22 protein-coding genes are annotated in these 25,255 nt (G+C 74.9%); 18 read left to right on the forward strand and 4 right to left on the reverse strand.

Features of this window, described 5'->3' with window-relative positions; translation table 11 throughout:
• The first annotated feature begins 23 nt into the window (after positions 1-23).
• From EDF32_RS05910 to EDF32_RS05930, 5 genes are all read left to right on the forward strand, one after another.
• Positions 24-1,367 (forward strand): PP2C family protein-serine/threonine phosphatase, encoded by a 1,344-nt coding sequence (locus EDF32_RS05910; RefSeq protein ID WP_233565732.1) that lies wholly within the window; start codon positions 24-26, stop codon positions 1,365-1,367.
• Positions 1,364-2,962 carry an ATP-binding protein gene (locus tag EDF32_RS05915; RefSeq protein WP_199734827.1) on the forward strand — a complete coding sequence of 533 codons (1,599 nt, stop codon included), beginning with the start codon at positions 1,364-1,366 and terminating at the stop codon, positions 2,960-2,962. The genes EDF32_RS05910 and EDF32_RS05915 overlap by 4 nt, the downstream gene beginning before the upstream one ends.
• 47 nt (positions 2,963-3,009) lie before the next feature.
• Positions 3,010-3,450, forward strand: coding sequence for a response regulator (locus tag EDF32_RS05920; RefSeq protein ID WP_123307563.1), 441 nt, complete (start codon positions 3,010-3,012; stop codon positions 3,448-3,450).
• Between the two features lie 139 nt (positions 3,451-3,589).
• Positions 3,590-4,525, forward strand: coding sequence for a PAC2 family protein (locus EDF32_RS05925; RefSeq protein ID WP_123307564.1), 936 nt, complete (start codon positions 3,590-3,592; stop codon positions 4,523-4,525).
• A 161-nt stretch (positions 4,526-4,686) separates the two neighbouring features.
• Entirely contained in the window at positions 4,687-4,890 is a 204-nt protein-coding gene (locus EDF32_RS05930; RefSeq protein WP_123307565.1) for a cold-shock protein, read from the forward strand.
• A 69-nt stretch (positions 4,891-4,959) separates the two neighbouring features.
• Here the strand turns inward: EDF32_RS05930 and EDF32_RS05935 are convergent, their stop codons facing one another.
• Positions 4,960-5,817 carry a spermidine synthase gene (locus EDF32_RS05935; protein WP_370449924.1) on the reverse strand — a complete coding sequence of 286 codons (858 nt, stop codon included), beginning with the start codon at positions 5,815-5,817 and terminating at the stop codon, positions 4,960-4,962.
• 199 nt (positions 5,818-6,016) lie between these two features.
• Here EDF32_RS05935 and EDF32_RS05940 point away from each other — a divergent pair, with 199 nt between their 5' ends.
• Genes EDF32_RS05940 through EDF32_RS05950 form a run of 3 tightly spaced genes read left to right on the forward strand, consistent with a single transcriptional unit; the run spans position 6,017 to position 8,154 of the window.
• Entirely contained in the window at positions 6,017-6,460 is a 444-nt protein-coding gene (locus EDF32_RS05940) for an SAV_6107 family HEPN domain-containing protein (protein ID WP_123307567.1), read from the forward strand.
• On the forward strand, positions 6,457-7,716 hold the full coding sequence (dinB, locus tag EDF32_RS05945; RefSeq protein ID WP_123307568.1) for a DNA polymerase IV: 1,260 nt from the start codon (positions 6,457-6,459) through the stop codon (positions 7,714-7,716). Before EDF32_RS05940 ends, dinB begins: the two co-directional genes overlap by 4 nt.
• 36 nt (positions 7,717-7,752) lie before the next feature.
• The gene (locus EDF32_RS05950) at positions 7,753-8,154 is read left to right on the forward strand and encodes a DUF3040 domain-containing protein (RefSeq protein WP_123307569.1); all 402 of its coding nucleotides are present in this window, start codon (positions 7,753-7,755) and stop codon (positions 8,152-8,154) included.
• On the opposite strand, the gene EDF32_RS14550 is transcribed toward EDF32_RS05950, so the two are convergent.
• The 3 genes from EDF32_RS14550 to EDF32_RS05970 are packed head-to-tail and all read right to left on the reverse strand — an operon-like array spanning position 8,102 to position 12,691.
• Positions 8,102-10,438 carry a DUF3488 and transglutaminase-like domain-containing protein gene (locus EDF32_RS14550; protein ID WP_158614060.1) on the reverse strand — a complete coding sequence of 779 codons (2,337 nt, stop codon included), beginning with the start codon at positions 10,436-10,438 and terminating at the stop codon, positions 8,102-8,104. The genes EDF32_RS05950 and EDF32_RS14550 overlap by 53 nt on opposite strands.
• Complete coding sequence (locus EDF32_RS05965; RefSeq protein WP_123307571.1) at positions 10,435-11,760, reverse strand: DUF58 domain-containing protein; 1,326 nt, start codon at positions 11,758-11,760, stop codon at positions 10,435-10,437. Before EDF32_RS05965 ends, EDF32_RS14550 begins: the two co-directional genes overlap by 4 nt.
• 1 nt (position 11,761) lies before the next feature.
• The gene (locus EDF32_RS05970) at positions 11,762-12,691 is read right to left on the reverse strand and encodes a MoxR family ATPase (RefSeq protein WP_123307688.1); all 930 of its coding nucleotides are present in this window, start codon (positions 12,689-12,691) and stop codon (positions 11,762-11,764) included.
• 388 nt (positions 12,692-13,079) lie between these two features.
• On the opposite strand from EDF32_RS05970, the gene mraZ reads away from it, so the two are divergent.
• The 10 genes from mraZ (at position 13,080) to murG (ending at position 25,227) form a co-directional block, all read left to right on the forward strand.
• Complete coding sequence (mraZ, locus tag EDF32_RS05975; protein WP_123307572.1) at positions 13,080-13,544, forward strand: division/cell wall cluster transcriptional repressor MraZ; 465 nt, start codon at positions 13,080-13,082, stop codon at positions 13,542-13,544.
• Positions 13,545-13,694: 150 nt separating this feature from the next.
• Entirely contained in the window at positions 13,695-14,714 is a 1,020-nt protein-coding gene (gene rsmH, locus EDF32_RS05980; RefSeq protein WP_123307573.1) for a 16S rRNA (cytosine(1402)-N(4))-methyltransferase RsmH, read from the forward strand.
• A complete protein-coding gene (locus EDF32_RS14845; protein ID WP_233565733.1) occupies positions 14,711-15,109 on the forward strand; it encodes a hypothetical protein in 399 nt (132 codons plus the stop codon). The genes rsmH and EDF32_RS14845 overlap by 4 nt, the downstream gene beginning before the upstream one ends.
• Positions 15,106-17,043 carry a penicillin-binding protein 2 gene (locus EDF32_RS05985; protein WP_233565734.1) on the forward strand — a complete coding sequence of 646 codons (1,938 nt, stop codon included), beginning with the start codon at positions 15,106-15,108 and terminating at the stop codon, positions 17,041-17,043. Before EDF32_RS14845 ends, EDF32_RS05985 begins: the two co-directional genes overlap by 4 nt.
• Positions 17,044-17,109: 66 nt before the next feature.
• A complete protein-coding gene (locus tag EDF32_RS05990) occupies positions 17,110-18,744 on the forward strand; it encodes a UDP-N-acetylmuramoyl-L-alanyl-D-glutamate--2,6-diaminopimelate ligase (protein WP_123307575.1) in 1,635 nt (544 codons plus the stop codon).
• On the forward strand, positions 18,741-20,183 hold the full coding sequence (murF, locus tag EDF32_RS05995; RefSeq protein WP_123307576.1) for a UDP-N-acetylmuramoyl-tripeptide--D-alanyl-D-alanine ligase: 1,443 nt from the start codon (positions 18,741-18,743) through the stop codon (positions 20,181-20,183). Before EDF32_RS05990 ends, murF begins: the two co-directional genes overlap by 4 nt.
• Positions 20,180-21,262, forward strand: coding sequence for a phospho-N-acetylmuramoyl-pentapeptide-transferase (gene mraY, locus EDF32_RS06000; protein WP_123307577.1), 1,083 nt, complete (start codon positions 20,180-20,182; stop codon positions 21,260-21,262). The genes murF and mraY overlap by 4 nt, the downstream gene beginning before the upstream one ends.
• Positions 21,247-22,722 carry a UDP-N-acetylmuramoyl-L-alanine--D-glutamate ligase gene (murD, locus tag EDF32_RS06005; RefSeq protein WP_199734828.1) on the forward strand — a complete coding sequence of 492 codons (1,476 nt, stop codon included), beginning with the start codon at positions 21,247-21,249 and terminating at the stop codon, positions 22,720-22,722. The genes mraY and murD overlap by 16 nt, the downstream gene beginning before the upstream one ends.
• 3 nt (positions 22,723-22,725) lie before the next feature.
• Positions 22,726-23,982 (forward strand): FtsW/RodA/SpoVE family cell cycle protein, encoded by a 1,257-nt coding sequence (locus EDF32_RS06010; protein WP_123307579.1) that lies wholly within the window; start codon positions 22,726-22,728, stop codon positions 23,980-23,982.
• A gap of 93 nt (positions 23,983-24,075) precedes the next feature.
• A complete protein-coding gene (gene murG / locus EDF32_RS06015; protein WP_233565735.1) occupies positions 24,076-25,227 on the forward strand; it encodes an undecaprenyldiphospho-muramoylpentapeptide beta-N-acetylglucosaminyltransferase in 1,152 nt (383 codons plus the stop codon).
• Positions 25,228-25,255: the final 28 nt, after the last annotated feature.

Genomic DNA, 25,255 nt, shown 5'->3' on the forward strand with positions numbered 1-25,255 from the left:
GCACCGCTAGGATCGTGCGGAGCTTGCAGGACGACGAGGGAGGCGACGTGCGCGGAGCCCGGGGGGCCGGCCCGGTCCCGCGCGCGCCCGGCGCCCCGCGCCCCGACGTCGTCGAGGCGAGCGAGCGGCTGACGGTCCTGCTGGTCGAGGACGACGACGGCGACGCGCTGCTGGTCGAGGAGCACCTCGCGGACGCGAACGTACAGGTCGACCTGGTCCGCGCCGTGACGCTCGACGAAGCGGTCGAGGCCCTGCGCACCACGGACGTGCACTGCGTGCTGCTCGACCTCGGGCTCCCCGACTCGGTGGGCCTGTCCGGCGTGGAGCGGCTGCGCGACGCGCCCGCACCGCCGGCCCTCGTCGTCCTGACCGGCAGGACGGACGCGGACGACGGCGTCCGGGCGGTCGCCGCCGGCGCCGACGACTACCTGGTCAAGTCCGACGTCGGCCCGGAGCTGCTCGCCCGCTCGGTGCGCTACGCCGTGCAGCGCCGCCGCGCGGCGGCGCAGCAGCGCGAGCTGGACCGCAGTCAGCTGCGGGCCGCGGAGACCGCGCGGCTCGAGCGGGCGCTGCTGCCGCGGCCGCTGGTGCACGACGAGTCGCTCTCCGTCGTCGTCGGCTACCTGCCGGGCGGCAACGGGCTGCTCGGCGGCGACTTCTACGACGCCGTCGAGCTCGACGACGGCACCGTGGTGTGCGTGATCGGAGACGTCGCGGGGCACGGCCCGGACGAGGCCGCCCTGGGGGCGACGCTGCGCACCGCCTGGCGGACCCTCGTCGTGACCGGGACGCCGCCGGCGCGGATCATCGCCGACGTCGAGCGGGTGCTGCTCCTCGAGCGCCCCCGCCCGGAGGTCTTCGCCACGCTGTGCCAGGTCGTCGTCCACCCGCGCCGGCAGACCGCGGAGGTCTACCTCGCCGGCCACCTGGCGCCCCTGCTGCTCGGCCCCGACGGCTGCACGGAGGTCGACGCCTCGTCCCGCGGACGGGCGATCGGGGTGCCGGTCGACGGCGGATGGTCGGCGGTGACCGTCACCCTGGGCGCCCCCTGGTCGCTGCTGCTCTACACCGACGGGCTCGTGGAGGCGACGGTCGGTCGCCGCCCCGTCGTCGCGGCGGGAGCCCCCGAGGACGCTCCGCGCCCCGCGCACGAGCGCGTCGGGGCACCCGGGCTGCGCCGGGTCGTGACCCAGGCCCGCCAGGAGGGCGGGCCCGGGCTCGTGGAGCGGGTGCTGCGCCAGGTGCGCACCCTGCACGGGGGGCCGCTGGACGACGACGCCGCGATCCTGCTGGTCGGGGAGTCGGACGCCCCCGTCCCCGGCGAGCGCGGCGCGACGCTGGCTGACTCCGAGGCGTGGGAGCGATGACTGCTCGGTCCCGCTCGGTGCGCGACGAGCTCCGGCGAACCTTCGTCGCCGCCAGCGTCGCCCTCCTGCTCGTGGTGGGCCTCGCCGGCTACGCGGTCGTCTCCCTCGTCGGCGACCAGGCCGCGCAGACCACCGAGTACTTCGACGCGACGTCGGAGGCCGCGTCCGTCGGCCGGACCCTCGACGACGCCCAGCGCCTCCTGGCCGGCTACGTGCGCACGGGCGACGAGGACACCTACGAGCTCCTCGACTCGCTGCTGCGCGGCTGGGAGACCTCGGTCTTCCCCGAGGGTGACGCGTCGGGACCGTCCGTGCCGCCCGAGGTCGACGCCCGTCGCGAGACCGCCGAGCAGGACGTCGAGCGCTGGGTCGACGAGTACGTCGAGGTGGTCGCGGCGCAGGTCCAGGCCGGCGACGTCGTCCCCGCGACGGACCAGGAGCACGGGCACGACCTGTACGTGGTGGCGAAGAACGCGACGGACGACTACGCGCGGGCGCTCGACGACCAGTGGCGGACGGCGCTGGACCACGCCCGGGCGTGGCGCTCGGCGCTGGTCGCCGCCGTCGCGGTGCTCGCCGTGCTGTGCGTCGGGGTGGCGTGGTGGCTGTGGCGCACCATCGACCGCACGGTCACCCGCCCCGTGCGGGAGCTGGCCGCGGACGTGCGTCGCGCCACGGCGGGGGACCACTCGGTGCCCGTCGCCGAGACGGGCACCGGCGAGGTCGCCGCGCTGTCCCTCGACGTCGAGCGCCTGCGCGAGGAGCTGGTCCGCCAGGCGGAGGCCACCCGGGCGTCCAAGGACGAGGTGGAGGCGTCCCACCGCGCGCTCGAGCAGCAGGCCGCAGAGCTCGAGCGCTCGAACCGTGACCTCGAGCAGTTCGCGTACGTCGCCTCCCACGACCTGCAGGAGCCGCTGCGCAAGGTGGCGAGCTTCACCCAGCTGCTCCAGAAGCGCTACGGCGGGGAGCTCGACGAGCGTGCCGACCAGTACATCGGCTTCGCCGTCGACGGCGCCAAGCGGATGCAGCGCCTCATCCAGGACCTGCTCGGCTTCTCGCGGGTCGGCCGCAGCGGGACGACGCAGGAGGACGTGGACCTCGAGGAGTGCCTGGCCGACGCGCTCGCGTCGCTCGCGGACCGGCTCGAGGAGGCCGGCGCCCAGGTGACGCACGACCCGCTGCCCGTGGTGCACGGGGAACGGGCGCTGCTCACCCAGCTGTTCGTCAACGTCGTCGGGAACGCGGTGAAGTTCCGCGACCCGGAGCGGGCCCCGCACGTGCACGTCGGCGTGCGCTCCGACGGCACCCACTGGGAGCTGTCGTGCCAGGACGACGGGATCGGGATCGACAGCCAGTACGCCGACCGCGTGTTCGTCATCTTCCAGCGGCTGCACCCGAAGGACGTCTACGGCGGGACGGGGATCGGCCTTGCCCTGTGCAAGCGGATCGTCGAGTACCACGGCGGGCGCATCTGGATCGAGCCCGCGCCCGTGCGCGGCACCGTGGTGCGCTGGACCCTCGCGCACCGCTACGTCGCCGCGGGCGGCGGCGGGACGGCGGCGCCGCAGGGGGAGCGCAGCGACCGCGTCGACTAGGCTCGGCGGCGCCGCGAGCGTCGCGGGTCGGGGAGGTGGAGGCTCGGATGAGCAGCGTGCACGCGGGGATCGACGTCCTGCTGGTGGAGGACGACCCGGGCGACGTCCTGATGACCCGCGAGGCCTTCGAGGAGCACAAGGTCACCAACCGGCTCTCCGTGGTCTCCGACGGCGTCAGCGCCATGGAGTTCCTGCGCCGCACCGGCGAGCACGCCGACGCCCCGGTCCCGGACCTGATCCTGCTCGACCTCAACCTCCCCCGCATGGACGGTCGCGAGGTGCTCGCCGAGCTCAAGCAGGACCCCGTGCTGCGGCAGATCCCCGTGGTCGTGCTGACGACGTCGGAGGCGGAGGAGGACGTCGTGCGCAGCTACGCGCTGCACGCGAACGCCTACGTCACGAAGCCGGTCGACTTCGACCGGTTCATCGACGTCGTCCGTCAGATCGACGACTTCTTCGTCTCGGTGGTGCGCCTGCCCGGACGGTGAGGGCGGCGAGGGCCGACGGCGGGTGCCGGCCGGGAAGCAATCCGTGCGGTCCGGCGTTGGCACGCACGAGGAGCGCCGGCCCGGACGAGGGCCGCGACGAGGCCCGCGGTGCGGGCAGGACGACGGAGGGAAGAGCCCGGTGCGGGATCCGCGAGAGATCTACACGGTCGACGAGGAGGCGGTGTCGACGCAGCTCGGCGACCTCTCGCAGGCGCCTGACGGTGCGGTCGGCCCGGTGCTCGTGCACGCGCTGCGCGGCTTCGTGGACGCGGGCAGCGTCGGTGAGCTCGTGGTCGACCACCTGCGCAGCGAGCTCTCGTGGACCCGCCTCGTGACGTTCGACGTCGACGAGCTCCTCGACTACCGGTCCAAGCGCTCCACGATGACCTTCGACGTCAACCGGTGGAGCGACTACGACGAGCCCGTCCTGGCCATCGACCACGTGCGCGACGCCGAGGGGACCGGGTTCCTCGTCCTGCACGGCTTCGAGCCGGACCTGCAGTGGGAGCGCTTCGCCGCCGCCGTGTCGGGCCTCGTCGAGCGGTTCGGGGTATCGCTCACCGCGACGGTGCACGGCGTCCCGATGGGTGTGCCGCACACGCGCCCGGCGACGGTGACGGCCCACGCGACGACGGCGGCGCTCGTCGGGGACGTGCCCGCCTGGTTCGGCACGGTCAAGGTCCCGGCGAGCGCGGCGGCGCTGCTCGAGCTCCGGCTCGGGCAGAGGGGTCATGACGCCCTCGGGTTCGCGATCCACGTGCCGCACTACCTCGCGCAGTCCCCGTACCCGCCGGCGGCCGTCGCGGCGGTCGAGCGCCTGGAGCGGACCACCGGCCTCGACCTCGCCGCGGCACCCCTGGAGGAGGCCGCCCGCGAGGCGACCGAGGAGGTCGAGCGGCAGGTGGCGGACTCCGAGGAGGTCGCCGCCGTGGTGCACGCGCTCGAGGAGCAGTTCGACGCCTTCGCACGGTCCGTCGGGCGCGACAGCCTGCTCGCGCAGGAGGCGCCGATACCGACCGCGGAGGAGCTCGGGGCGGAGTTCGAGCGCTACCTGCGCCAGCACGACCAGCAGTGAGGGTCGCGCAGCGCGGATCGTGATGATCTCGTAGCCCGCAGGCCTGGCAGGTGCTCCCTGCGTGCGCCACACTGGCGTCGTCGCGACGGTGTCGCGACGCCAGGGCGGGCGAGGTGTCCGCTCCCAGAGGTCCGGGGACGGGCAGAAGGACAGAGGACAGCATGGCGCAGGGTTCAGTGAAGTGGTTCAACGCCGAGAAGGGCTTCGGCTTCATCGCGCAGGACGGCGGCGGTGACGACGTCTTCGTGCACTACTCCGCGATCGACACGCAGGGTTACCGCACGCTCGACGAGGCGCAGCGCGTCGAGTTCGAGATCACCCAGGGCCCGAAGGGCCCCCAGGCAGAGCAGGTCCGTCCGCTCTGACCTCAGGAACCCCACGGGGTCCCGGGACGAGGGCCGCACCGCTCGGTGCGGCCCTCGTGCTGTGCGCGCTCACGCCGCGTCCGGAGCGCCGTCCGGGTCGATGACGGGGTCGCGCAGCGGGGCGGCCGACGCGGCGAGGGCGGTGAGGTCCGCGCCGAGGACGATCCGTGCGGGGACGGGGAGCGTGCGCAGGGCGCGCTGCAGGGGGGCCGAGTCCAGGTCCAGCCCGTCGCCGCCCGGCGCGACGACCACGAGGACGAAGTTCCCGTACCGCCGCGAGCGCAGCAGCGCCGGCTCGGCGACCACGCCGACATGGCTGCGCACCCGCCGGTCGGAGGGCTCCGGCCGGGTGCCGGCGGAGGCGACGGAGCCGCGGACCGCCTCGAGGGCCGTCGCGAGCTCCGCGCGCAGCCGGGCGAGCGGGGGCCGGTCCGCGCAGTTCGCCAGGTAGACGCCGCCCGGGCGCAGCACGCGCAAGACGTCCTGGACGAACTCGACGGTGGTCACGTGCTCCGGCGTCCGGTCTCCGGCGAAGACGTCGCGGACCAGGACGTCGGTGCTCGCGTCGCGCAGGCCGGCGACGGCCTCGCGTGCGTCGGCGGCGCGCAGGCGCAGCCGCGGGGAGCGCGGCAGCGCGAACCACTCCCGGGCCAGCTCGAGCAGGCGGGCGTCGATGTCGACCCCGATCTGGCGCGAGCCCGGCCGGGTGTGCTCGACCCATCGCGCGAGCGTGCACCCCGCGGCGCCGAGGTGCACGACCGCCAGCGGCTCGCTCCCGCGGCCCGTCGCCGCGATCACGGCGGCCATCTGCTGCATGTACTCGAACGTCAGCAGGCCGGGGTCCTCGAGGTCGACGTAGGAGCTCGGCACCCCGTTGACCAGGACCGTGACCCCCGAGGGGCGGTCCGGGTCCCGCTCGAGCCGCACGGTGCCCGACGACGTCGCGACGTCGTCCGCAGGCAGTGTCGGAGGCGCGGTGTTTCGTTGTCCCCGTGCCGGAGGGTGGGCGGGCCTCGTCGATCGGGAGCGTCTGGCCATGGGCACACGGTAGACGCCGGTGGAGACCCGTCCGTTGACACGGGTCGAACAGGTGTTCGACAATGGTGCTGAGACCTGGAGGAGCGACATGGCGGAGCAGCAGCGGGACGACACGGTCCGGGTACCGATGTCGCGTGAGGTGGCCCGGATCCTTGCCCGTGCGGACGCCGAGCTGGTCGAGGCGTCGCAGGCAGGCACCGCCGGGGAGCGGTTCGTGCACGCGCACCTGGGCGCGCTGCGGGCAGCGTCGGCGATCGTCGCGATGCGGGGGCGGCCGGCGCGGCGGTCGGGGACGCGCACGGTCTGGGACATGCTCGCCGCCGTCGAGCCGGCGCTCGGGACCTGGTCGGTCTACTTCGCGCGCGGCGCCTCGACCCGCTCGGCGATCGACGCGGGGCGGTTCGACGCGGTCGACTCGGCGCGGGCCGACGAGCTGCTCGCGTGCGCGGAGGACTTCCGTGACGAGGTCGCCATGGTGATCGACCCGGACGCGCGGTTCGTCCGCTATCCGCTGCGGCTGATCGCCTCGTGAGCCGTGGCCCGCGCTCGGCCGAGGCACGGCGCGACTGGGGCGACGAGGAGTCGGGGTGCTCGATCCTGCACGTCGACCTCGACGCCTTCTTCGCCTCCGTCGAGGTCGCGCGCCGACCGGAGCTGCGGGGCCGGTGCGTCGTCGTCGGCGGCGCCGGGCGGGGCGTGGTGCTCGCCGCGTCGTACGAGGCGCGGGCCTTCGGGGTGCAGTCGGCGATGCCCATGACGCGGGCCCTGCGGCTCTGCCCGCAGGCCGTGGTCGTCCCTCCGGACCGGGCGGCCTACCAGGCCGTCTCGGAGTCGGTGATGGGCATGCTCCGCGCGGTCACGCCGCTCGTGGAGCAGGTGAGCGTCGACGAGGCCTTCTGCGACGTCTCGGGAGCCCGTCGGCGCATCGGTCCGCCGTCGGAGATCGCGCGCCGGCTGCGGGCCGAGGTCGAGGCCACCCACGCGATCACGTGCTCGGTGGGCATCGCGGGCTCGATGCTGGTCGCGAAGCTCGCCTCCACGCACGCGAAGCCGGACGGGACGATGCTCGTGCCGAGGGCCCAGGAGGTCGCCTTCCTGCGCACCCTGCCCGTCGGTGCGCTCGGGGGAGTCGGGGAGCGGACCCGGGAGGCTCTGGCCCGCTGGGGGATCACCACGGTCGCGCAGCTCGCGGACGAGGACGTCCGCGTCGTGCAGGCGGCGGTGGGACCCGTGCACGGGGCGCACCTGCACGACCTGGCGCACGGGCGCGACCCGCGCCCGGTGCGCACGACCCGGGCCGAGCGCTCGATCGGCGCGGAGCGCACGTTCGCCCACGACCTGCGCGACCCGGGCGCGATCGGCGCGGAGCTCCTCGCGCTCGCGGACCGCTGCGCCGGGCGGCTCCGCGAGCACGGGCTGCTCGCCAGGACGGTGTCCGTCAAGGTCCGTACGAGCGACTTCCGCACCGTGACCCGCGCCCGGACGCTCGCGGTGCCGAGCGACGTGGCCGCCGAGGTCTACGGGGTCGCGCGAGAGCTCGTGGCGGGGGTGGACCTCGGGGGCCTGGCGCTGCGGCTGGTCGGGGTCCGCGCGGAGGGGCTCGTGCCCCGCGCGCAGGCGGCGGTCCAGCCCACGCTGGAGGCGGCGACGTCCGGCGGGACGGACGCGCGCAGGCACGCGGAGTCGGCGGTCGACGAGGTGCGGCGGAGGTTCGGTGCGACCGCGATCGCGCTGGGCGCGAACGCCCGGCGTTCGACTACCACCACGTCACCGGACGGCCTATCCTAGGAGTTCAACGACGACTGGCGACGACCGGGGGTCTTCATGCCTCTCTCTGAGTACGAGCAGCGAGTACTGGAGCAGATGGAACGTGCGCTGACCTCGGACGATCCGCGGCTGGCCACGACGCTCCAGACTGCCGAGCGCCGGTCAGCGCTGCGGTGGCTCGTCGCGGGGTGCGGCGTGGTCGGCGGTCTCCTGCTCCTCGTGGTCGGCGTGACCGTCGGCGACGGGATCGGGATCGCGATCGGCGTCGTCGGCTTCGCCATCATGTTCGCGGGCGTCGCCTTCGCTCTCGCTCGTCCTCGCCGCCGGGGTGGCTCCGCGGGCCAGGTCCCCGGCCGGGGCGAACCCAGGACCCGGGAGTCCGCGCCGTCCTCGGGCGGCGGGTTCTTCAACCGCCTCGAGGAGCGCTGGGAGCGCCGTCGCGGCTCGGACGGCCGCTGACGGCTGACCGGGCGGTCGCCACCGCGCGGTCCACGAGCTCCATGAGGCCCGGCACGTCGACCGGCTCCGGGCTCTTCGCGTAGCGCCGGTCCTCGACGATCGCGGCGACCCGGGACAGCGTCCCCGACAGCTCGCGCAGCGTCGCGTCGTCCATCGTCGCCTCGTCCATCGTCACGTCGTCCTCGTCCGTCGAGGGTCCGCCGGGCGCCCCCTCGACCGGACCGGCCCGGCGACCGGTGACCGCCGCCACGACGGCGTCCGGGACCTGTCGGGGCGTGAGCGAGTCCGGCCACCCGAGTCCCGACCGGTCGAGCCTGCTGCGCAGCGACGCCCAGGCCGCCTCCACCTCGTCCTCCTCGGGCCGGAGACCTCGCCGACGCCGCACGACGAGCGCCGCCCCCAGGGCGGCAAGGACCGCGACAGCCAGGAGGCCGGCACCGACGAGGATCCGCGGCGCGCCGGAGGTCGAGGAGCCGCCGACCGTGGCCGCAGCGCTCGACGAGCTCGTGGCGGCCGTCGGCGGAGGGCTCGGTCGCTCGTCCCGCGGTGCAGTGCTCGCCGCGGTCGCGGGCGCGTCGTCGCCGGAGTCGGACCCCTGCAGGAGCGGGTCGGCGTAGGCCGGCGCGGGCCCGGTCTGCACGCTCGGCGTCGGCTCGAACCGCACCCAGCCCGTGCCGGGGAAGTACAGCTCCGGCCAGGCGTGCGACTTCGTGCCGGTGACCTCGTAGGTGGACGTCCCGACGGTGCGGTCGCCGGGCAGGAACCCGACGGCGAGCCGCGCCGGGATCCCCACGTCGCGGGCCATCACGGTCATGGCGGTCGCGAACTGCACGCAGTAACCGGTGCGGTCCTGCAGGAACGTCCAGACGGCGTCCTCGGAGTCCAGCGTGGGCAGGTCCGTGGAGTAGGTGAACCGGCTGGTGTCCCGGAGGTAGGTCTGCAGGGCGAGGGCCGAGTCGTAGCGGTTCGACGAGTCGCGGGTCAGATCCTGCGCGAGCGCTGCGGTGTCGGCGGCGTGCGGGGTCGTCGGCACGTCGAGGTAGGCGGAGTCGTCGACGTCGTCGCCGTCGGAGGCGCGCAGGCCGTCCGGGGTGAGGTCGCGGCTGCTCTCGACGAGCGTGTACTCGTACCCCTCGGGGTTGGGCCGGTCCCGCTCGACCTGGTCCCGGTCCGGGCTGTACCTCCACGTGTCGTCGATGACGACCCGGCGCGGCTCGGTCGTGATCGGCAGCAGCGCGTCGCGGTAGCTCTCCAGCCGGACGTCGATCGTGGTGTCGTCGGTCCGCGGGGCGCGCTCGGGCCACAGCACGTCGTCGTCCGCGAACGCCGAGCCGGCGGCCGCCGTGCCCCGCGACCAGTGGCTCCCGTCGAACGCGGTGGCGGTGTAGACGCGCAGGGGTGAGCCGAGCTCCTCGGGAGTCGTGTAGCGCAGGACGACGTCGTCCGAGCGCGGGCCGAGATTCTGCAGCAGGTCCAGGTCGTCGGAGAGCTGGACGCTGCTGCCCTGCGTCGCGAAGAGGTCCTTCCAGCCGGGGAGCAGCCCGGCGCCCCACCCGCCCGCTCCCGCCGCGACGAGCAGCGCGACGGCGGCGACGGCGACGCCCCCGGTGACCACGCGCGCCGCTCCCGCGGCGGCGTGCGCCACGGTGACGCGCGCGTCGACGGCGAGCGGCCGTGCCGCGACCGGGGGATCGAGCGCGAGGAGGATCACGAGGCACAGGATCGTGACGGCGAACGCCCCGCCGGGCACCGTGCCCTCGATGACGAGCGACGGGCTCCACAGCGCGACGAGCGGCACGGCGGCAGCGGCGGGCAGGCGCAGGACCGCGCTGACCAGGTCGGCGACCAGGAACGCGGCGACCCCGGCGGCCGCGACCGCGAGGACCACGGGCAGCGACGGGTCGATCGGGGCGACCTCCTCGGACGCGAGCCGGCGTGCTGTCCCGATCCGCGAGAGGACGCGCCCGACGCTCGACGTACCGACCACCGGGTCGAAGGACCCGGTCGGTGAGCCGAACCGGGCGAGGACGGACCACGTGGCGACGACGAGCCCGGCGAGGGTCGGCACGATCGACGACGGCAGGGACCGGCGCCCCGCCCGCAGCGCGTCCTGGAGCAGCCGCGCGGCGCACACGGCCAGCGCCGTGACGGCGACCAGCAGCGTCGCCAGACCCGTCCACGGCCCGGGCGCCACGACGGTCTCGAGGGTGCGCACGGATGCGACCGTCCCCACCAGGAGGACCAGGGTCGAGAGCACGGTCCGCCACCGCGCCGGGGCGGTCATGCGCTCGCCCCGCGCTCGTGCAGACCGGCAGAAGCCGCCGCCCACGCCAGGGCGATCGGCGTGCCCGCCCGTACCCGCGCGACGGTCCACCCGACCGAGCGCAGCGCAGCGAGCGGCTCGTCGGACGCGTCCGTGCCCGCCCCGCCGTCGCTCCCCGCGCCGTCCACCACGACGGCGCGCTGCGTCGCGGTGCCCAGGACCGCCAGCTCCGAGGTCGCGCGGGCGCTCGGCGGGGCGAGGACCGCGACGACCAGCTCGTCCCTGCGCGTGTCGTGGCGCAGCGCCGCCGCGGTGGCGACCAGCTCCGTCCGGGCGTGGTCCAGGGAGGCCGGGGTGGTGAGGTCGGTGGCGGCGTCGAGGATGTGCGCTGCGCCGGTCGTCGTGCGCGGCGTCGAGTAGCCCGCTGCCGGCGCGCCGTCCGAGGTCCCGAGCAGCCGGGTCCGGTAGCCCGCTCGGTGCAGCGCGAGGGCGACCGACGCGGCCAGGTCGACGGCCCACTCCCCGGCGTCGGTGGTCCCCGCGCCCGGGAGCAGGAGGGCGCGGTCCACCAGGACGGTCGCGCTCGGCAGGCCCGCGCTCTCCTCGGCGCGCACCATCAGCCTGCCGTGGCGCGCCACGCTGCTCCAGTGCACCCGGCGCGGGTCGTCCCCGACGACGTACTCGCGCACCAGCGTGTCCTCGGACGACGCGGCCGCGGTCCCGGCCACGACGTGCTCGCTGCCGGTCGGCGTCCCGGAGCGCGGCACGGTGAGCGGGACGGTGGCCGGCCAGACCGTCACCTCGGTGGTCGCGCCGAGGCGCTGCTGCGCGCGCGCCACCCCGAACACGTCGGTGCGGGTGACGATCACCGGGCCGAGCGCCCAGCGGCCGCGGGCCTGCGGCCGGACCGCGTAGCGGACGGTCATGCGTCCCTCGGAACGGGCGACCCGGGCGCGCAGGGGCTCGTCGCCGCAGACCTCCCGGCTCGCCTGCTCGCTGACCTGCAGCCGCGCGAGCCCGGCGTCTCCGGCCGGCGACCGGCCGGTGCCGCCGAGCACGAGCGTCGCGGTCGTGGTGCGCCCGCGCACGACCGGCGCGGGCGCGAGCGTCCGCCGCACGGTGAGGGCGTGCCGCCCGCGGTCGAGGCGGCGTGTCGCCAGGCGTACGCCCGCACCGGCGACCAGCACGAGGGCCGCCGCGCCGAGCGCGAGGACGTCGCTCAGCGAGAGGACCAGGCCGACGACCACGAGCGCCGCGCCGGCTGCGGCGAGCACCCAGCCGCGGGCCGTGGGCCGGGTGCGCGCGAGGCGCGGGCGGGCGGGCGGGGCCTGCCGGCTCGGCACGTCAGGAACGCCCGCCTGCGGGCTCGACCGGGGTGTCGCGCACGATCTCGGCGACGACGTCGGTCGCCGGTCGTCCCGTGAGGCGTGACTCGGTCGACAGGACCAGCCGGTGGGCGAGCACGGGCTCCGCGAGCAGCTGGACGTCGTCGGGCAGCACGTGGGTGCGACCGTCCAGCGCCGCCACGGCGCGGGCCGCCCGCAGCAGCTGCAGGGACGAGCGCGGGGAGGCGCCCAGCGTCACCCCGGGGTGTTCCCGGGTCGCGCCGACCAGCGCCACGACGTAGCGCTTGAGGGACGGCGACGCGTGGACACGACGCACGGCGGCGGTGCAGCGCCGGATCGTCGCCACGTCGGTCACGGGAAGGATCGCGTCGGCCGGGTCGCCGTCGTCGCGCCGGTCGAGCATCGAGACCTCGTCGGCCGGATCCGGGTAGCCGATGGTGGCGCGGGCCATGAAGCGGTCGCGCTGCGCCTCGGGCAGCGGGTAGGTGCCCTCCATCTCGACGGGGTTCTGCGTCGCGACGACGAGGAACGGCGCCTCCATCGGGTACGTCGTCCCGTCGACGGTCGCCTGCCCCTCCTCCATGCACTCGAGCAGCGCGGACTGCGTCTTGGGCGAGGCGCGGTTGATCTCGTCGCCGATGACCACGTTCGCGAACACCGGCCCCGGCCGGAACTCGAACTCGTGGGTCTGCGCGCGGTAGATGCTGACCCCGGTGAGGTCGCCCGGCAGGAGGTCGGGAGTGAACTGGATGCGGCCGATCCTGCCGTCGATCGTCCGTGCGAGCGACTTGGCGAGCGTCGTCTTGCCGACGCCGGGCACGTCCTCGATCAGCAGGTGGCCCTCCGCCAGCAGGACGGCGAGCGTGATCGTGACGAGCTCGGGCCGCCCGGTCATGGCCGAGCCGATCGCCGCGCGCACGCGGGACATCACCTCGACGAGCTCGGTGAGGTCGACGGGCGCGTCCTCGACCACGGTGTGCTCGAGCACGGGCGCCTCCAGCGTGTCGTCGGTCACGCGAAGCAGCCTAGTGGACGCCTTGCGGCCCGTGTGCCTCGTCACACCCACTTTCCTCCACGCGCACCCGCGTCGCCCCTGCACGCCCCCGCACGCCGCCACGCGCCGGTCGCGCAGCGGTCGCCGACCCGGCGAGCACCCTGTCGGCGCGCCGGGGACGGGTGAATGCCTCCACCGCGCTCCACCGGGCTGACCTGCGACGACAGGGTCAGGGAAGGCGCCGTGGCGGCTATTCGGCGCGCAAGGTGGAGGTCGGTGGAGTAAAGTGGAGGTAACCGGAGGGGGAGGGGCGGTCTGCGACATGAGCGACACGTTCTCGGGCGCCCCGAGCCTCCTCCTCGGCACGTTCACCCCCCGCCTCGACGAGAAGGGCCGGCTCATCCTCCCCGCGAAGTTCCGCAGCCAGCTCGCCCCTGGTCTCGTCATGACCCGGGGGCAGGAGCGCTGCCTCTTCCTCCTCCCGATGGACGAGTTCCGGCGGATGTACGAGCAGATCCGTCAGGCGCCCGTCGCGAGCAAGCAGGCGCGGGACTACCTGCGCGTCTTCCTCTCGGGTGCGAGCGACGAGATCCCGGACAAGCAGGGGCGGGTGTCGATCCCGCCGGTGCTGCGCGAGTACGCCGGGCTCGGCCGGGAGGTCGCCGTGATCGGTGCCGGGACGCGCGTCGAGGTCTGGGACCTCGCGACGTGGGAGACGTACCTCGCGGAGCAGGAGGCCAGCTACGCGCAGACCGCCGAGGAGGTTCTTCCCCCCATGCCCCTGTGACGGCCCGCCGCGGCGGACCGACCGTCCGGCCGACGAGGCCTCCTCCCGCCCGTCTGACGCACTTCCCCGGCGCCAGAAGGACGCGGAGGGAGACCTGGTCGTCCGGGCACCGACGACCGGCACCCGACACCGACGAACCGAGGAGGCGAGATGAGCGACGAGCACGACGGCGAGCGCGCCGACGCGCAGGAGCGTCACCGGCCGGTCCTCCTCCAGCGCTGCGTCGACCTGCTGGCCCCCGCCCTCGCCCGGCCGGGATCGGTGCTCGTCGACTGCACGCTCGGCATGGGGGGCCACACCGAGGCCGTTCTCGCGCAGCTGCCCGAGGTCCGGGTCGTCGGCATCGACCGCGACCCGGAGGCGATCCGGCTGGCGACGGCACGGCTGGCGCCGTTCGGGGAGCGCTTCCGCGCGGTGCGGGCGGTCTATGACGAGATCGGCGACGTCGTCGCGGACGCGGGCCTCGACGCCGTCGAGGGAGTCCTCATGGATCTGGGGGTCTCGTCCCTGCAGATCGACGAGACCGACCGCGGCTTCTCGTACGCGCAGGACGCGCCGCTGGACATGCGCATGGACCAGACCTCGGGCCTCACCGCCGCCGACGTGCTCAACACCTACGCGGAGCGCGACCTCGCCCGGATCCTGCGCGAGTACGGCGAGGAGCGGTTCGCCCCGCGCATCGCCCGGGCCGTCGTCGCGCGGCGTGCGTCGCAGCCCTGGACCCGGTCCGCGGAGCTCGTCGACCTGGTCCGGGCCTGCGTCCCCGCGGCGACCCGTCGCACGGGCGGCAACCCCGCCAAGCGGACGTTCCAGGCGCTGCGCATCGAGGTCAACGGCGAGATCGAGGTGCTGCGTCGCGCGGTGCCCGCCGCCGTCGAGGCGCTGACGGTCGGCGGGCGCATCGTCGTCGAGTCCTACCACTCGCTCGAGGACCGGATCGTCAAGCGCGAGCTCGCCCGCGGCGCCGTCTCGAGCGCGCCCGCCGGGCTGCCCGTCGAGCCCGAGACCCACAGCCCCTACCTGCGCCTCGTCACGCGTGGCGCGGAGGAGGCCGACGACGACGAGGTCGGCCTGAACGCCCGGTCACGGTCGGTGCGCCTGCGCGCCGCCGAACGGACCCGGCCCACCCCCGAGCACCTACGTCGTCCGGCAGGAGAGAGCAGAGCATGAGCGCCAGGTCAGCAGCAGCGGTCGCCGCCCCGACGATCCACCCCCGGCAGGCGCCCGCGCGTCCGGCCGGCCCCCGGCTCGAGGTCGTGCGCGCCCCCGCCGCGTCCCGCTCGCGCGTCCCGTTCGTGGTCCTGTGCATGTCGATCCTCGGCGGAGCGCTGCTGTGTGCTTTGCTCCTGAACACGAGCATGGCCAACGGCTCGTTCCGGATGCTGTCGGACAAGGTGGAGCTGGGAACCGTGGCACAGGACACGCAGACGCTGCAGACGCAGCTCGAGCAGGCCCGCGCGACGCTGCCCGAGCGCGCCCGGGCCCTCGGCATGCAGGAGGCCGACCAGCCGGTGATGCTGCGCCTGGCCGACGGGGCGGTGCTCGACCCCGGCGGGGAGAAGTGACGCCCCCCGGCGTCGGCACCACGGGCGTGCGCGCGCGCCCCACCCGGACCTCCCCCGCCCTGCGGACGCCCCCGGGGCGTCCGCGCGGTGCGGGCGGCACGGGACGACCGCCGTCCGCCGGACGCCCGGACAAGGGTCCGCGCGAGCCCGGTCGGCCCGAGCGCCGCCAGCGCTGGCTCACGCTGCTCGCCGCGCTCGTCGTGCTGCTCTTCGGCGCGCGCCTCGTCTACGTGCAGGGCATCGAGGGTCCGGCGCTCGCGCAGGAGGCGCTCGAGTCGCGGCTCGTCACCAACCAGACGCCGGCGCAGCGCGGGGACATCACGGACGCGGACGGGTCCGTGCTCGCCACGTCCGTCGAGCGCTACACCGTGTTCGCCGACCAGGAGCTCATCGCCGACTTCCGGCCCGACGAGCGGCACCAGGTCGACGGCCACGTCGTCGAGGGCGAGGGTGCGATCGCCGTCGCCCGCCTGCTCGGCCCGGTCCTCGGGATGGACCCCCCCGAGCTCGCGGCGGAGCTCGTCCCGGGCGACCCCGAGCACCCCAACCGGCACAAGGTCCTCAAGACCGGCGTCGTGCCCGAGGTCCAGCGGGCGATCACGGCCCTGAACATCCGGTCGGTGGTCGGCACCGAGCTCACGTCCCAGCGCTACTACCCGTCCGGCGTCGTCGGCGGCAACGTGGTCGGGTACACCGGGCAGGAGGACGGCAGCCAGACCGGCCAGGGCGGCGCGGAGCGGATGTTCGACGACCTGCTCGCGGGCTCGCCCGGCAAGGTCACCTACGAGCGCGGCAAGGGCGGTCAGCAGATCCCGACCGGCGAGGAGCAGAAGGTCGACGCGCGCCCGGGGGACGACGTCTCGCTGACCCTCGTCAGCGACCTGCAGTGGAAGGCCCAGGACTCGCTCGACGCCGCGGTCAAGAAGCACGGCGCCGACTACGGGATGGTCGTGGTCGAGGACATCAGGACGGGCGCCCTCGTCGCGCTCGCGGACTCCGGGACGGGCGACCCGAACGACCGCAGCACCGCGGCCGTCGCCGCGGGCAGCAGGGTCGTCTCCAACGTGTTCGACCCCGGCTCGACGGGCAAGGTCGTGACGATGGCCGCGATCCTGGAGAACGGGATCGCGAAGGCGGACAGCCGCTTCGAGGTCCCCTACGCCTACACGACGCCGAACGGGCAGACGTTCCACGACTCCCACCACCACGACGTCGAGCGGCTGACGCTCGCCGGCATCCTCGCCCAGTCGTCGAACTCCGGCACCGTCAAGGCCGGCCAGGACCTCCCGCGCCAGGTGCGCTACGACTACCTGCACAAGTTCGGGTTCGGGTCGCCGACCGGCCTCGGCATGCCCGGGGAGTCGGCGGGGCTGCTGCGTCCGGTGGACTCGTGGGACGGCCGCATGCAGTACACGGTGATGTTCGGTCAGGGCGTCTCGGTGAACGCGATGCAGGCGACGAGCGTGTTCGCGACCATCGCGAACGGGGGCGTGCGCATGACGCCGACCCTGCTGGCAGGCACGACGGCGCCCGACGGCACGTACACGCCCGCGCAGCCCGGCAAGGGCGAGCGCGTGGTGTCCGAGAAGACCGCGGGCACCGTCCTGCGGATGATGGAGGGCGTCGTCGAGGGCGACGACGGCACGGGCGGCACGGCGGCGATCCCCGGCTACCTCGTGGCGGGGAAGACCGGGACGGCGCAGATGCAGGGCGACGACGGGCGGCTGTCGGCGATCATGTCCTCGTTCATCGGCGTCGCCCCGGCCGACGACCCCCGGTACGCCGTCGGCGTCTTCCTCAAGAACCCCAAGACCTCGCCCTACGGTGCGGTCGTCGCGGCCCCGGTCTTCAAGGACGTGATGAGCTTCACGCTGGAGCACACGGGCGTCGGCCCGAGCACGGAGCCCTACGACCCCATCCCGGCAACGTGGTGATCCGCGGCCCTCGCGGACGGGCATGAGCGTCCTGGGCGGGCGCGGGCACAGGGTAGGTTTTGGCAGGTGAGTTCCCCGATCGCACGCATCAGACCCGTCGACAACCCGGGTCGGTCGGTCCGAGACCTCGCGTCCCAGTTCGAGCTCGATCTGCGCGGTACCGCGGGGGACCGCGACGTGCAGGTGCGCTCCGTCGTCTCGGACAACCGTGCCGTCAGCGGGGGCGACCTCTTCGTGGCGCTGCCCGGCGCGCACGTGCACGGCGCGCGCTTCGCGTCGGACGCGGTGGCACGGGGCGCGGCGGCGCTCCTGACCGACGAGGCGGGGCTCGCGTCCCTGACGGACCCGGGTGTCCCGGTGCTCGTGTGCGAGGACCCGCGGGCGCTGCTCGGCGCGATCGCGTCGGCCGTGTACGGCGCGCCCTCCCACCACCTGACGACCTTCGCGGTCACGGGGACCAACGGCAAGACGACGACGACGTACCTCCTCGACCACGCGCTGCGCTCGATGGGCTTCCGCGGGGGCCTGATCGGGACGGTCGAGATGCGCTCGGGCGACCGGGTGCTGCCGAGCCGGCTCACGACCCCCGAGGCGGCCGACCTGCAGGCGCTCCTGGCTGCGATGCGCGAGGACGACGTGCGGACGCTGGCGATGGAGGTCTCCTCCCACGCGCTCGCGCTGCACCGGGTCGACGGCGTCGTGTTCGACGTCGCGGGCTTCACCAACCTCAGCCAGGACCACCTGGACTTCCACGGCGACCTGCAGGGCTACTTCGAGGCGAAGGCGCAGCTCTTCACCCCGGAGCGCTCCCGCCGCGGGGTCGTCGTGGTCGACGACGTGTGGGGCGAGCGGATGGCCCGCGCCGCGACCGTTCCCGTCGCCACGCTGCGCACACGGGTCGCGGGCGGCGGGCAGGAGCCCGGCGAGCCCGCGGACTGGGTGGTCGCCGACGTCGTCGAGGAGACGGACGGCACGGCGTTCACGGTCCGCCACCGGGACGGTCGCGAGCTGCGCACCGCGACGCGGCTGCCGGGCGGCTTCAACGTCTCGAACGCGGCGCTCGCCCTCGTCATGGTGCTCGAGGCGGGCACGGACCCGCGCGACCTCGCCGAGGGCCTGGCCGGCGCGGACGGCATGTCGCCGAGCGTGCCGGGCCGCATGGAGGTGCTGTCCTCGGCGCCGCGCACGGTGGTCGACTTCGCGCACAACACGGAGGCGCTCGCCGAGGCGCTCGCCGCGCTGCGCCCGACGACGACCGGTCGCCTCGTCGTCGTCTTCGGCGCGACGGGCGAGCGCGACACGGGCAAGCGCCCGATGATGGGTGCCGTGGCCGTCGAGGGCGCCGACGTCGTCGTCGTCACCGACGACGACCCGCACGGCGAGGACCCGGCGCTGGTCCGGCGCGAGGTCCTGGCCGGGGCGAGGGCGGCGCTCGCCGCCGCGGACGGCTCGGGGGCACAGGTGGCCGGGGACCTGCAGGAGGTGGCGCCGCGGGCCGTGGCGATCCGGCGCGCCGTCCTGGAGGCCGACGCCGGCGACACGGTGCTGGTGGCGGGGCGCGGGCACGAGGTCTGGCAGGAGATCGCGGGTGTGGACCACCCGCTGGACGACCGCGTGGAGGTGCGCACGGCCCTCGCGGCACGTGACGCCCGCGGGGGAGCCCAGGACGACGGACGAGAGACGAAGGAGCACGAGGGATGATCGAGCTGTCTGCGGCCGAGGTCGCCGCAGCGACCGGCGGGCGCCTGGCCCTGGGCCAGCACGCCCCCACGGACGGCACCGGGGTCACGGTGTCCGGCTCGGTCGTCGTCGACTCCCGGCTCGTCGAGGAGGGCTCGCTGTTCGTCGCCGTGCCCGGGGAGCGCGTCGACGGGCACGACTTCGCCGCGTCGGCCGTCGGGCGCGGGGCGTCGCTGGTGCTCGCAGAGCGGGAGCTCGACGTGCCGTGCGTGGTCGTCGACGACGTCGCCGTGGCCCTCGGGCTGCTGGCCAAGGACGTCCTGGCGCGCCTGCGTGCCGCGAACGACGTCCGCGTCGTGGCCGTGACGGGCTCGGTCGGCAAGACCACCACCAAGGACCTGCTCGGCGCGCTGGTCGGCCCGCAGGGCCCGACGGTGGTGCCCGTGGGATCGTTCAACAACGAGATCGGTCTGCCCCTGACCGTCCTGCGGGCGGACGACGCCACGCGCTTCCTCGTGCTGGAGATGGGCGCCGACCGGGTCGGCAACCTCACCTACCTCACCTCGATCGCGCCGCCCGACGTCGCCGTGGTGCTCGTCGTCGGGCACGCCCACCTGGGAGTGTTCGGCGGGATCGAGGCGGTCGCCCGCGCGAAGGGCGAGCTCGTCTCCGGCCTGGCCGCGGGCGGCACCGCGGTGCTGAACGCCGACGACGTCCGGGTCTCGGCCATGCGGGCCCTCGCGCCCGGGCCCGTGCGGACGTTCGGCACGATCCCCTCCGCCGACGTGCGCGCGCAGGACGTGGTCATGGACCGCGGATCGCACGCATCCTTCACCCTGCGTGCCCTCGCCGACGACGGCAGCGCGCTGAGCGCGCCCGTGACCCTCGGGCTCGTGGGGGAGCACCACGTGACCAACGCGGTCGCGGCCGCCGCCGCGGCGCTCGAGCTGGGCGTCGCGTTCGACGACGTCGCGGCGCGCCTGAGCGGTACCGCCGCGGCGAGCCCGCACCGCATGCACGTGGTGGAGCGCCCGGACGGCGTGACGGTGATCGACGACTCGTACAACGCCAACCCCGACTCGATGCGCGCGGCGCTCAAGGCTCTCGCGGTGATGGCCGGCCGCGACCGTCGCTCCGTCGCGGTGCTCGGCGAGATGCGCGAGCTCGGCGAGACCTCGCGTGCCGCGCACGAGGAGATCGGCCGGCTCGCCGTGCGGCTGAACGTCAAGCTGCTCGTCGCCGTCGGCGCGGGGGCGGGCGGTCTGCACGACGGCGCGACCCAGGAGGGCTCGTGGGGCGACGAGACCGTCGCGGTGGCCGACACGGACACCGCGCTCGCGCTGCTGCGGGACGAGCTGCGCCCCGGTGACGTCGTGCTGGTGAAGGCCTCGAACGGCGCCGGCCTCTGGAAGGTCGGCGACGCGCTCGTCGCCCCCGCGGCGCAGGGCGGCGCCCTGTGATCGCGATCCTCGCGGCCTCCTTCGTGGGGCTGCTGGTGGCGCTGCTCGGCACGCCGCTGTTCATCAAGTTCCTCGTGCACCGCAACTACGGGCAGTTCGTCCGCCAGGACGGCCCGACGGCGCACTTCACGAAGCGTGGGACGCCCACGATGGGTGGCGTCGTGATCATCGGGGCGACGCTCGTGGGCGTCGCCGCCGCGGCCGTCGTGTCCGGGAGGCTGCCGAGCGTCTCGGCGCTCCTGGTGCTGCTGCTCATGTCGGGCCTCGGCGTCGTCGGCTTCCTCGACGACTTCACGAAGATCATGAAGCAGCGCAGCCTGGGGCTGTCGGCCCGGGCGAAGATCCTGGGGCAGGGGCTCGTCGGCATCACGTTCGCCGTGCTGGCGCTGCAGTTCCCGAACGACAACTTCCGTACGCCCGCCTCGACGCGCATCTCGTTCCTGCGGGACACCAACGTCGACCTCGCGTTCGCCGGGGCCACGGTCGGGCTGATCCTCTTCGTGGTCTGGGCGAACTTCCTGATCACCGCCTGGTCGAACGCCGTCAACCTCACCGACGGGCTGGACGGGTTGGCGACAGGCATCTCGCTGGTCGTGTTCGGGGCCTACGTGCTGGTGTGCCTGTGGCAGTCCAACCAGTGGTGCCAGAACCTCTCGACCGCGGGACCCGCCTGCTACGAGGTGCGCGACCCGCAGGACCTCGCGCTGGTCGCCGGGGCGATCATGGGCTCGTGCGTCGGGTTCCTGTGGTGGAACGCCAGCCCCGCGAAGATCTTCATGGGCGACACCGGCTCGCTCGCCCTCGGCGGGGCGCTCGCGGGCATCTCGATCCTCTCCCGCACCGAGATCCTCGCGGCGATCATCGGCGGGCTCTTCGTGATCATCGTGCTCTCGGACGTCATCCAGATCGGCTTCTTCAAGATGACCGGCCGGCGCGTGTTCAAGATGGCGCCGCTGCACCACCACTTCGAGCTCTCCGGGTGGGGCGAGGTGACGATCGTCATCCGGTTCTGGCTCGTCGGTGGCATGTTCGCGGCGCTGGGGACCGGCATCTTCTACGCCGAGTGGGTCGCGAGCTAGTGGCCGACGAGCCGCTCGAGCTCTCCCGCGCCCACGTCGTGGTGGCGGGGTACGGGGTCTCCGGCCGCGCGGCGGCGGCCGCGCTGCGCGGGCGCGCGCGATCGGTGACCACGGTGGACCGTGCTGCGCCGGGCGCGGACGTGACAGACCTCGCGCCCGCAGCGCTGGCGTCCGTCGACCTCGTCGTCGCCAGCCCGGGGTGGCGGCCCGACGCGCCGCTGCTCGTCGAGGCTGGGCAGCGGGGCGTGCCGGTCTGGAGCGAGGTCGAGCTCGCGTGGCGGCTGCGCGTCCCGCGCGAGGACGGGTCCGGTCCCGCGCCGTGGCTGGCGGTGACGGGGACGAACGGCAAGACGACGACCGTCGAGATGCTCGCGTCGATCCTGCGCGCGGCGGGCCTGCGCACGGCCGCCGTGGGCAACGTGGGGACCCCGGTCGTCGAGGCCGCGCTCGACCCGTCCCTCGACGTGCTGGCGGTCGAGCTGTCGAGCTTCCAGCTGCACTTCACCGCCACCATGGCCGTCGAGGCGGGCGCCGTGCTGAACATCGCCGCCGACCACCTGGACTGGCACGGTTCGCTGGACGCCTACGCGGCGGCGAAGGGGCGCGTCTACGCGGGTGCCCGCGTCGCCTGCGTCTACGCGGTCGCCGACGCGCGGACCCGGGACCTCGTCTGCGAGGCCGAGGTGCAGGACGGCGCGCGTGCGATCGGCTTCACCGTCGGGGTCCCCGGGCCGGGACAGGTCGGCGTCGTGGACGGGGTCCTGGTGGACCGCGCCTTCCACGGGCCCGACCCCCGCGCGCGGCACGGCCGGGCGGACGAGCTCGCGACGCTCGACGACCTCGTGGCGTTCGCCGGGGCCGACGGAACGGTCCCGCCGCACGCGGTCGCGAACGCCCTCGCGGCGGCCGCGCTCGCGCGCGCGCACGGCGTGCCGGCCGAGGCGGTGCGCGACGGGCTGCGCTCCTACCGCCCCGGTGCGCACCGGATCGAGACCGTCGCCCGGGCCGACGGCGTGACCTACGTCGACGACTCCAAGGCGACGAACGCGCACGCCGCGGCGGCGTCGCTGGTGGCCTTCGGCGCCGGGAGCGTCGTGTGGGTCGCCGGGGGACTGGCCAAGGGCGCCGCCTTCGACGACCTGGTGCGCGGCGCGGCGGACCGGCTGCGGGCCGTCGTGCTGATCGGCGTCGACCCGGCGCCGCTCGCCGACGCGCTCGCCCGACACGCGCCCGAGGTCCCCGTGGTGCGGGTCGATCCCGGTGACACTGGGTCGGTGATGCGCCGCGCGGTCGAGGCCGCACGGTCCCTCGCCCGGCGCGGGGACACCGTGCTCCTCGCCCCGGCGGGCGCATCGATGGACCAGTTCCGCTCGTACGCCGAGCGTGGGGACGTGTTCGCGGCGCAGGCCCGGGCGCAGACCGGCGACCGGAGCACGAGCACCAGCCGCACCCGGGAGTAGCGCATGGCACAGGCGACGACCACCTCGCCTGGGCGTACCCCGACCGCGCACGGCTGGCGCGCGACGTGGGACGGGGCGGTCACCAGCTACTACCTGGTCATCGGCTCGTCCTCGATCCTGCTGCTGCTGGGGCTCGTGATGGTCCTCTCCAGCTCGTCGGTGACGTCGATCGTCCACGACGGGTCCGCGTACGCCGAGTTCCTGCCGCAGCTGATCTACGCGGGGATCGGTCTCGTGGGCCTGCTCCTGGCGAGCCGCCTGCCGGTCGGGTTCTACCGCCGCTGGGCGTGGGGGTTCCTGCTCCTCGCGTTCGTGCTGCAGGCGGCGATCCACACCCCGCTGGGCCTGGCGGCCGGCGGGAACACCGGGTGGATCGGGTACGGACCCGTGACGATCCAGCCGTCAGAGATCCTCAAGCTGGCCCTCGCGGTCTGGCTCGGCTCCGTCCTCGGGCGCAAGCACCGGCTGCTCGGGCAGTGGCGGCACGCGCTGGTCCCGTCCCTGCCGGGCGCGCTCGTCGCCGTCGGGCTGGTGATGTCCGGCAACGACCTGGGCACGTCGATGGTGCTGATGCTGGTCGTCGCGGGGGCCTACTGGGTCGCGGGGGTGGACTGGCGCCTGCTCGCGTCCGGTGCCGGTGCCGCGGTGCTCGCGGTGCTGCTGCTCTTCGTCCGGGGCAACGGCAACCGGACCGACCGGATCCTCGCCGCGTACGGACCGTGCACGGACACCGAGGGATCGTGCTACCAGTCGCTGCACGGGACCTGGGGCCTCGGGACCGGGGGGTGGCTCGGCGTCGGCCTCGGCTCGAGCCGCGAGAAGTGGAGCTACCTGCCGGCGGCGCACAACGACTTCATCTTCTCGGTGCTCGGCGAGGAGCTCGGCCTGCTCGGCACGCTGGTGGTGCTGGTGCTGTACGCCGTCCTCGGGCTCGGCATGATGCGGATCATCCGGCGTCACCCCGACCCGTTCGTGAAGATCACCACGGCCGCGATCGCCTGCTGGATCGTCGGGCAGGCGCTGCTCAACATCGGCGTGGTCATCGGGATCCTGCCCGTGATCGGGGTCCCGCTGCCCCTGATGTCCGCCGGCGGGTCGGCGCTGGTCGCCACGATGGTGGCGCTCGGCGTCGTCGTCTCGTTCGCGCGGGACGAGCCCGGTACCCGCGAGGCGCTCGCGGCGCGGCCGGGCGTCGCGCGCAGGACGTTCAGCGTCATGGCCGGTGCCGCCCGGCAGGTACGGTTGCGGCGCGGCGACTGAGCCGCCGACCATCCGCCGACGGGCCGCCCGCCGGCCGCCGTCCGGCCGGGGCCCACGGCCCCCGCGGCACGATCCAGAGGAGCAGCTGAGACAGTGGCAGAGACGACGACCCGGGCAGCCTCGGTGGTGCTCGCCGGCGGGGGCAGCGCGGGGCACGTGAACCCGCTCCTGTCCGTGGCGGACGAGCTGCGCTCCCGGGACCAGGGCGTGAGCGTCACGGTCCTGGGCACCGCGGAGGGGCTCGAGGCGGACCTCGTCCCGCGGCGCGGCTACCCGCTGGTGACCGTGCCGCGCGTCCCGCTGCCGCGCCGGCCCGGTGCGGACTGGTTCCGCTTCCCGGGTCGTCTCGTGCGGGCCGTGCGTGCCGCGGGTGCGGCGATGGACGCCGCCCGGGCCGACGTCGTCGTCGGCTTCGGCGGGTACGTCTCGACGCCGGCGTACCTCGCCGCGCGGCGCCGTCGGATCCCCGTCGTCGTCCAGGAGCAGAACGCCCGGCCCGGCCTCGCGAACAAGCTCGGCGCGCGGTGGGCCGCGCGGGTGGCCGTCACCTTTCCCGGCACCCCGCTGCGCGACGCGGTCGTGACCGGGCTCCCGCTCCGGCACGAGATCGCCACGCTGGTGGCACAGCGGTCGGCCGACGCGTCCGCCGTGCGGGCCTCCGCGGCCGCGGAGCTGGGCCTCGACCCCGGCCTGCGCACGCTGCTCGTGACCGGGGGCTCCCTCGGTGCGCAGAGGCTCAACGAGGCCGTCCCCGGCGTCGCCGCGGAGCTGGCGGAGCGCGGCGTCCAGGTCCTGCACCTGACGGGCCGCGGCAAGGCCGAGGGCGTGCGCGCGGCTCTCGAGGGCGCGCTCGGCGCCGGCCCGGGCGCGGAGCGCTACGTCGTGCGGGAGTACCTGGACGGGATGCATCTCGCGTACGCCGTGGCCGACCTGGTCGTGTGCCGCGCGGGTGCCGGCACCGTCTGCGAGCTCGCCGCGCTGGGTGTCCCGGCGGTCTACGTGCCGCTGCCCGTCGGCAACGGCGAGCAACGGCTCAACGCCGCCCCGCTGGTGGACGCCGGCGGCGGGGTGCTGGTGGACGACGCGGCGCTCGGTCCGGCCTGGGTCTCGGCGCACGTCGTCCCGCTGCTCGAGGACGACGCCGCGCTGCGGCGGATGGCCGGCGCGGCGGCGGCCCACGGGGTCCGGGACGGCGCCGCCCGCGTCGCGGACCTGGTGGTACAGGCCGCGGCGGTGCGGTCGTGAGCGGCGGTGGAGCGGGCGCCGTCGACGT

This window comes from Cellulomonas sp. PhB143, assembly GCF_003752595.1.
In the GTDB taxonomy this organism is placed as follows: domain Bacteria; phylum Actinomycetota; class Actinomycetes; order Actinomycetales; family Cellulomonadaceae; genus Paraoerskovia.

Excerpts from the sequence above, each read along its gene's own strand:
- EDF32_RS05915 (WP_199734827.1), top strand. The coding sequence starts at position 1,364 with ATGACTGCTCGGTCCCGCTCGGTGCGCGACGAGCTCCGGCGAACCTTC.
- EDF32_RS05920 (WP_123307563.1), top strand. The coding sequence starts at position 3,010 with ATGAGCAGCGTGCACGCGGGGATCGACGTCCTGCTGGTGGAGGACGAC.
- EDF32_RS05930 (WP_123307565.1), top strand. The coding sequence starts at position 4,687 with ATGGCGCAGGGTTCAGTGAAGTGGTTCAACGCCGAGAAGGGCTTCGGC.
- EDF32_RS05940 (WP_123307567.1), top strand. The coding sequence starts at position 6,017 with ATGGCGGAGCAGCAGCGGGACGACACGGTCCGGGTACCGATGTCGCGT.
- EDF32_RS05950 (WP_123307569.1), top strand. The coding sequence starts at position 7,753 with ATGCCTCTCTCTGAGTACGAGCAGCGAGTACTGGAGCAGATGGAACGT.
- EDF32_RS14550 (WP_158614060.1), bottom strand. The coding sequence starts at position 10,438 with ATGACCGCCCCGGCGCGGTGGCGGACCGTGCTCTCGACCCTGGTCCTC.
- EDF32_RS05970 (WP_123307688.1), bottom strand. The coding sequence starts at position 12,691 with ATGTCCCGCGTGCGCGCGGCGATCGGCTCGGCCATGACCGGGCGGCCC.
- mraZ (WP_123307572.1), top strand. The coding sequence starts at position 13,080 with ATGAGCGACACGTTCTCGGGCGCCCCGAGCCTCCTCCTCGGCACGTTC.
- rsmH (WP_123307573.1), top strand. The coding sequence starts at position 13,695 with ATGAGCGACGAGCACGACGGCGAGCGCGCCGACGCGCAGGAGCGTCAC.
- EDF32_RS14845 (WP_233565733.1), top strand. The coding sequence starts at position 14,711 with ATGAGCGCCAGGTCAGCAGCAGCGGTCGCCGCCCCGACGATCCACCCC.
- murF (WP_123307576.1), top strand. The coding sequence starts at position 18,741 with ATGATCGAGCTGTCTGCGGCCGAGGTCGCCGCAGCGACCGGCGGGCGC.
- EDF32_RS06010 (WP_123307579.1), top strand. The coding sequence starts at position 22,726 with ATGGCACAGGCGACGACCACCTCGCCTGGGCGTACCCCGACCGCGCAC.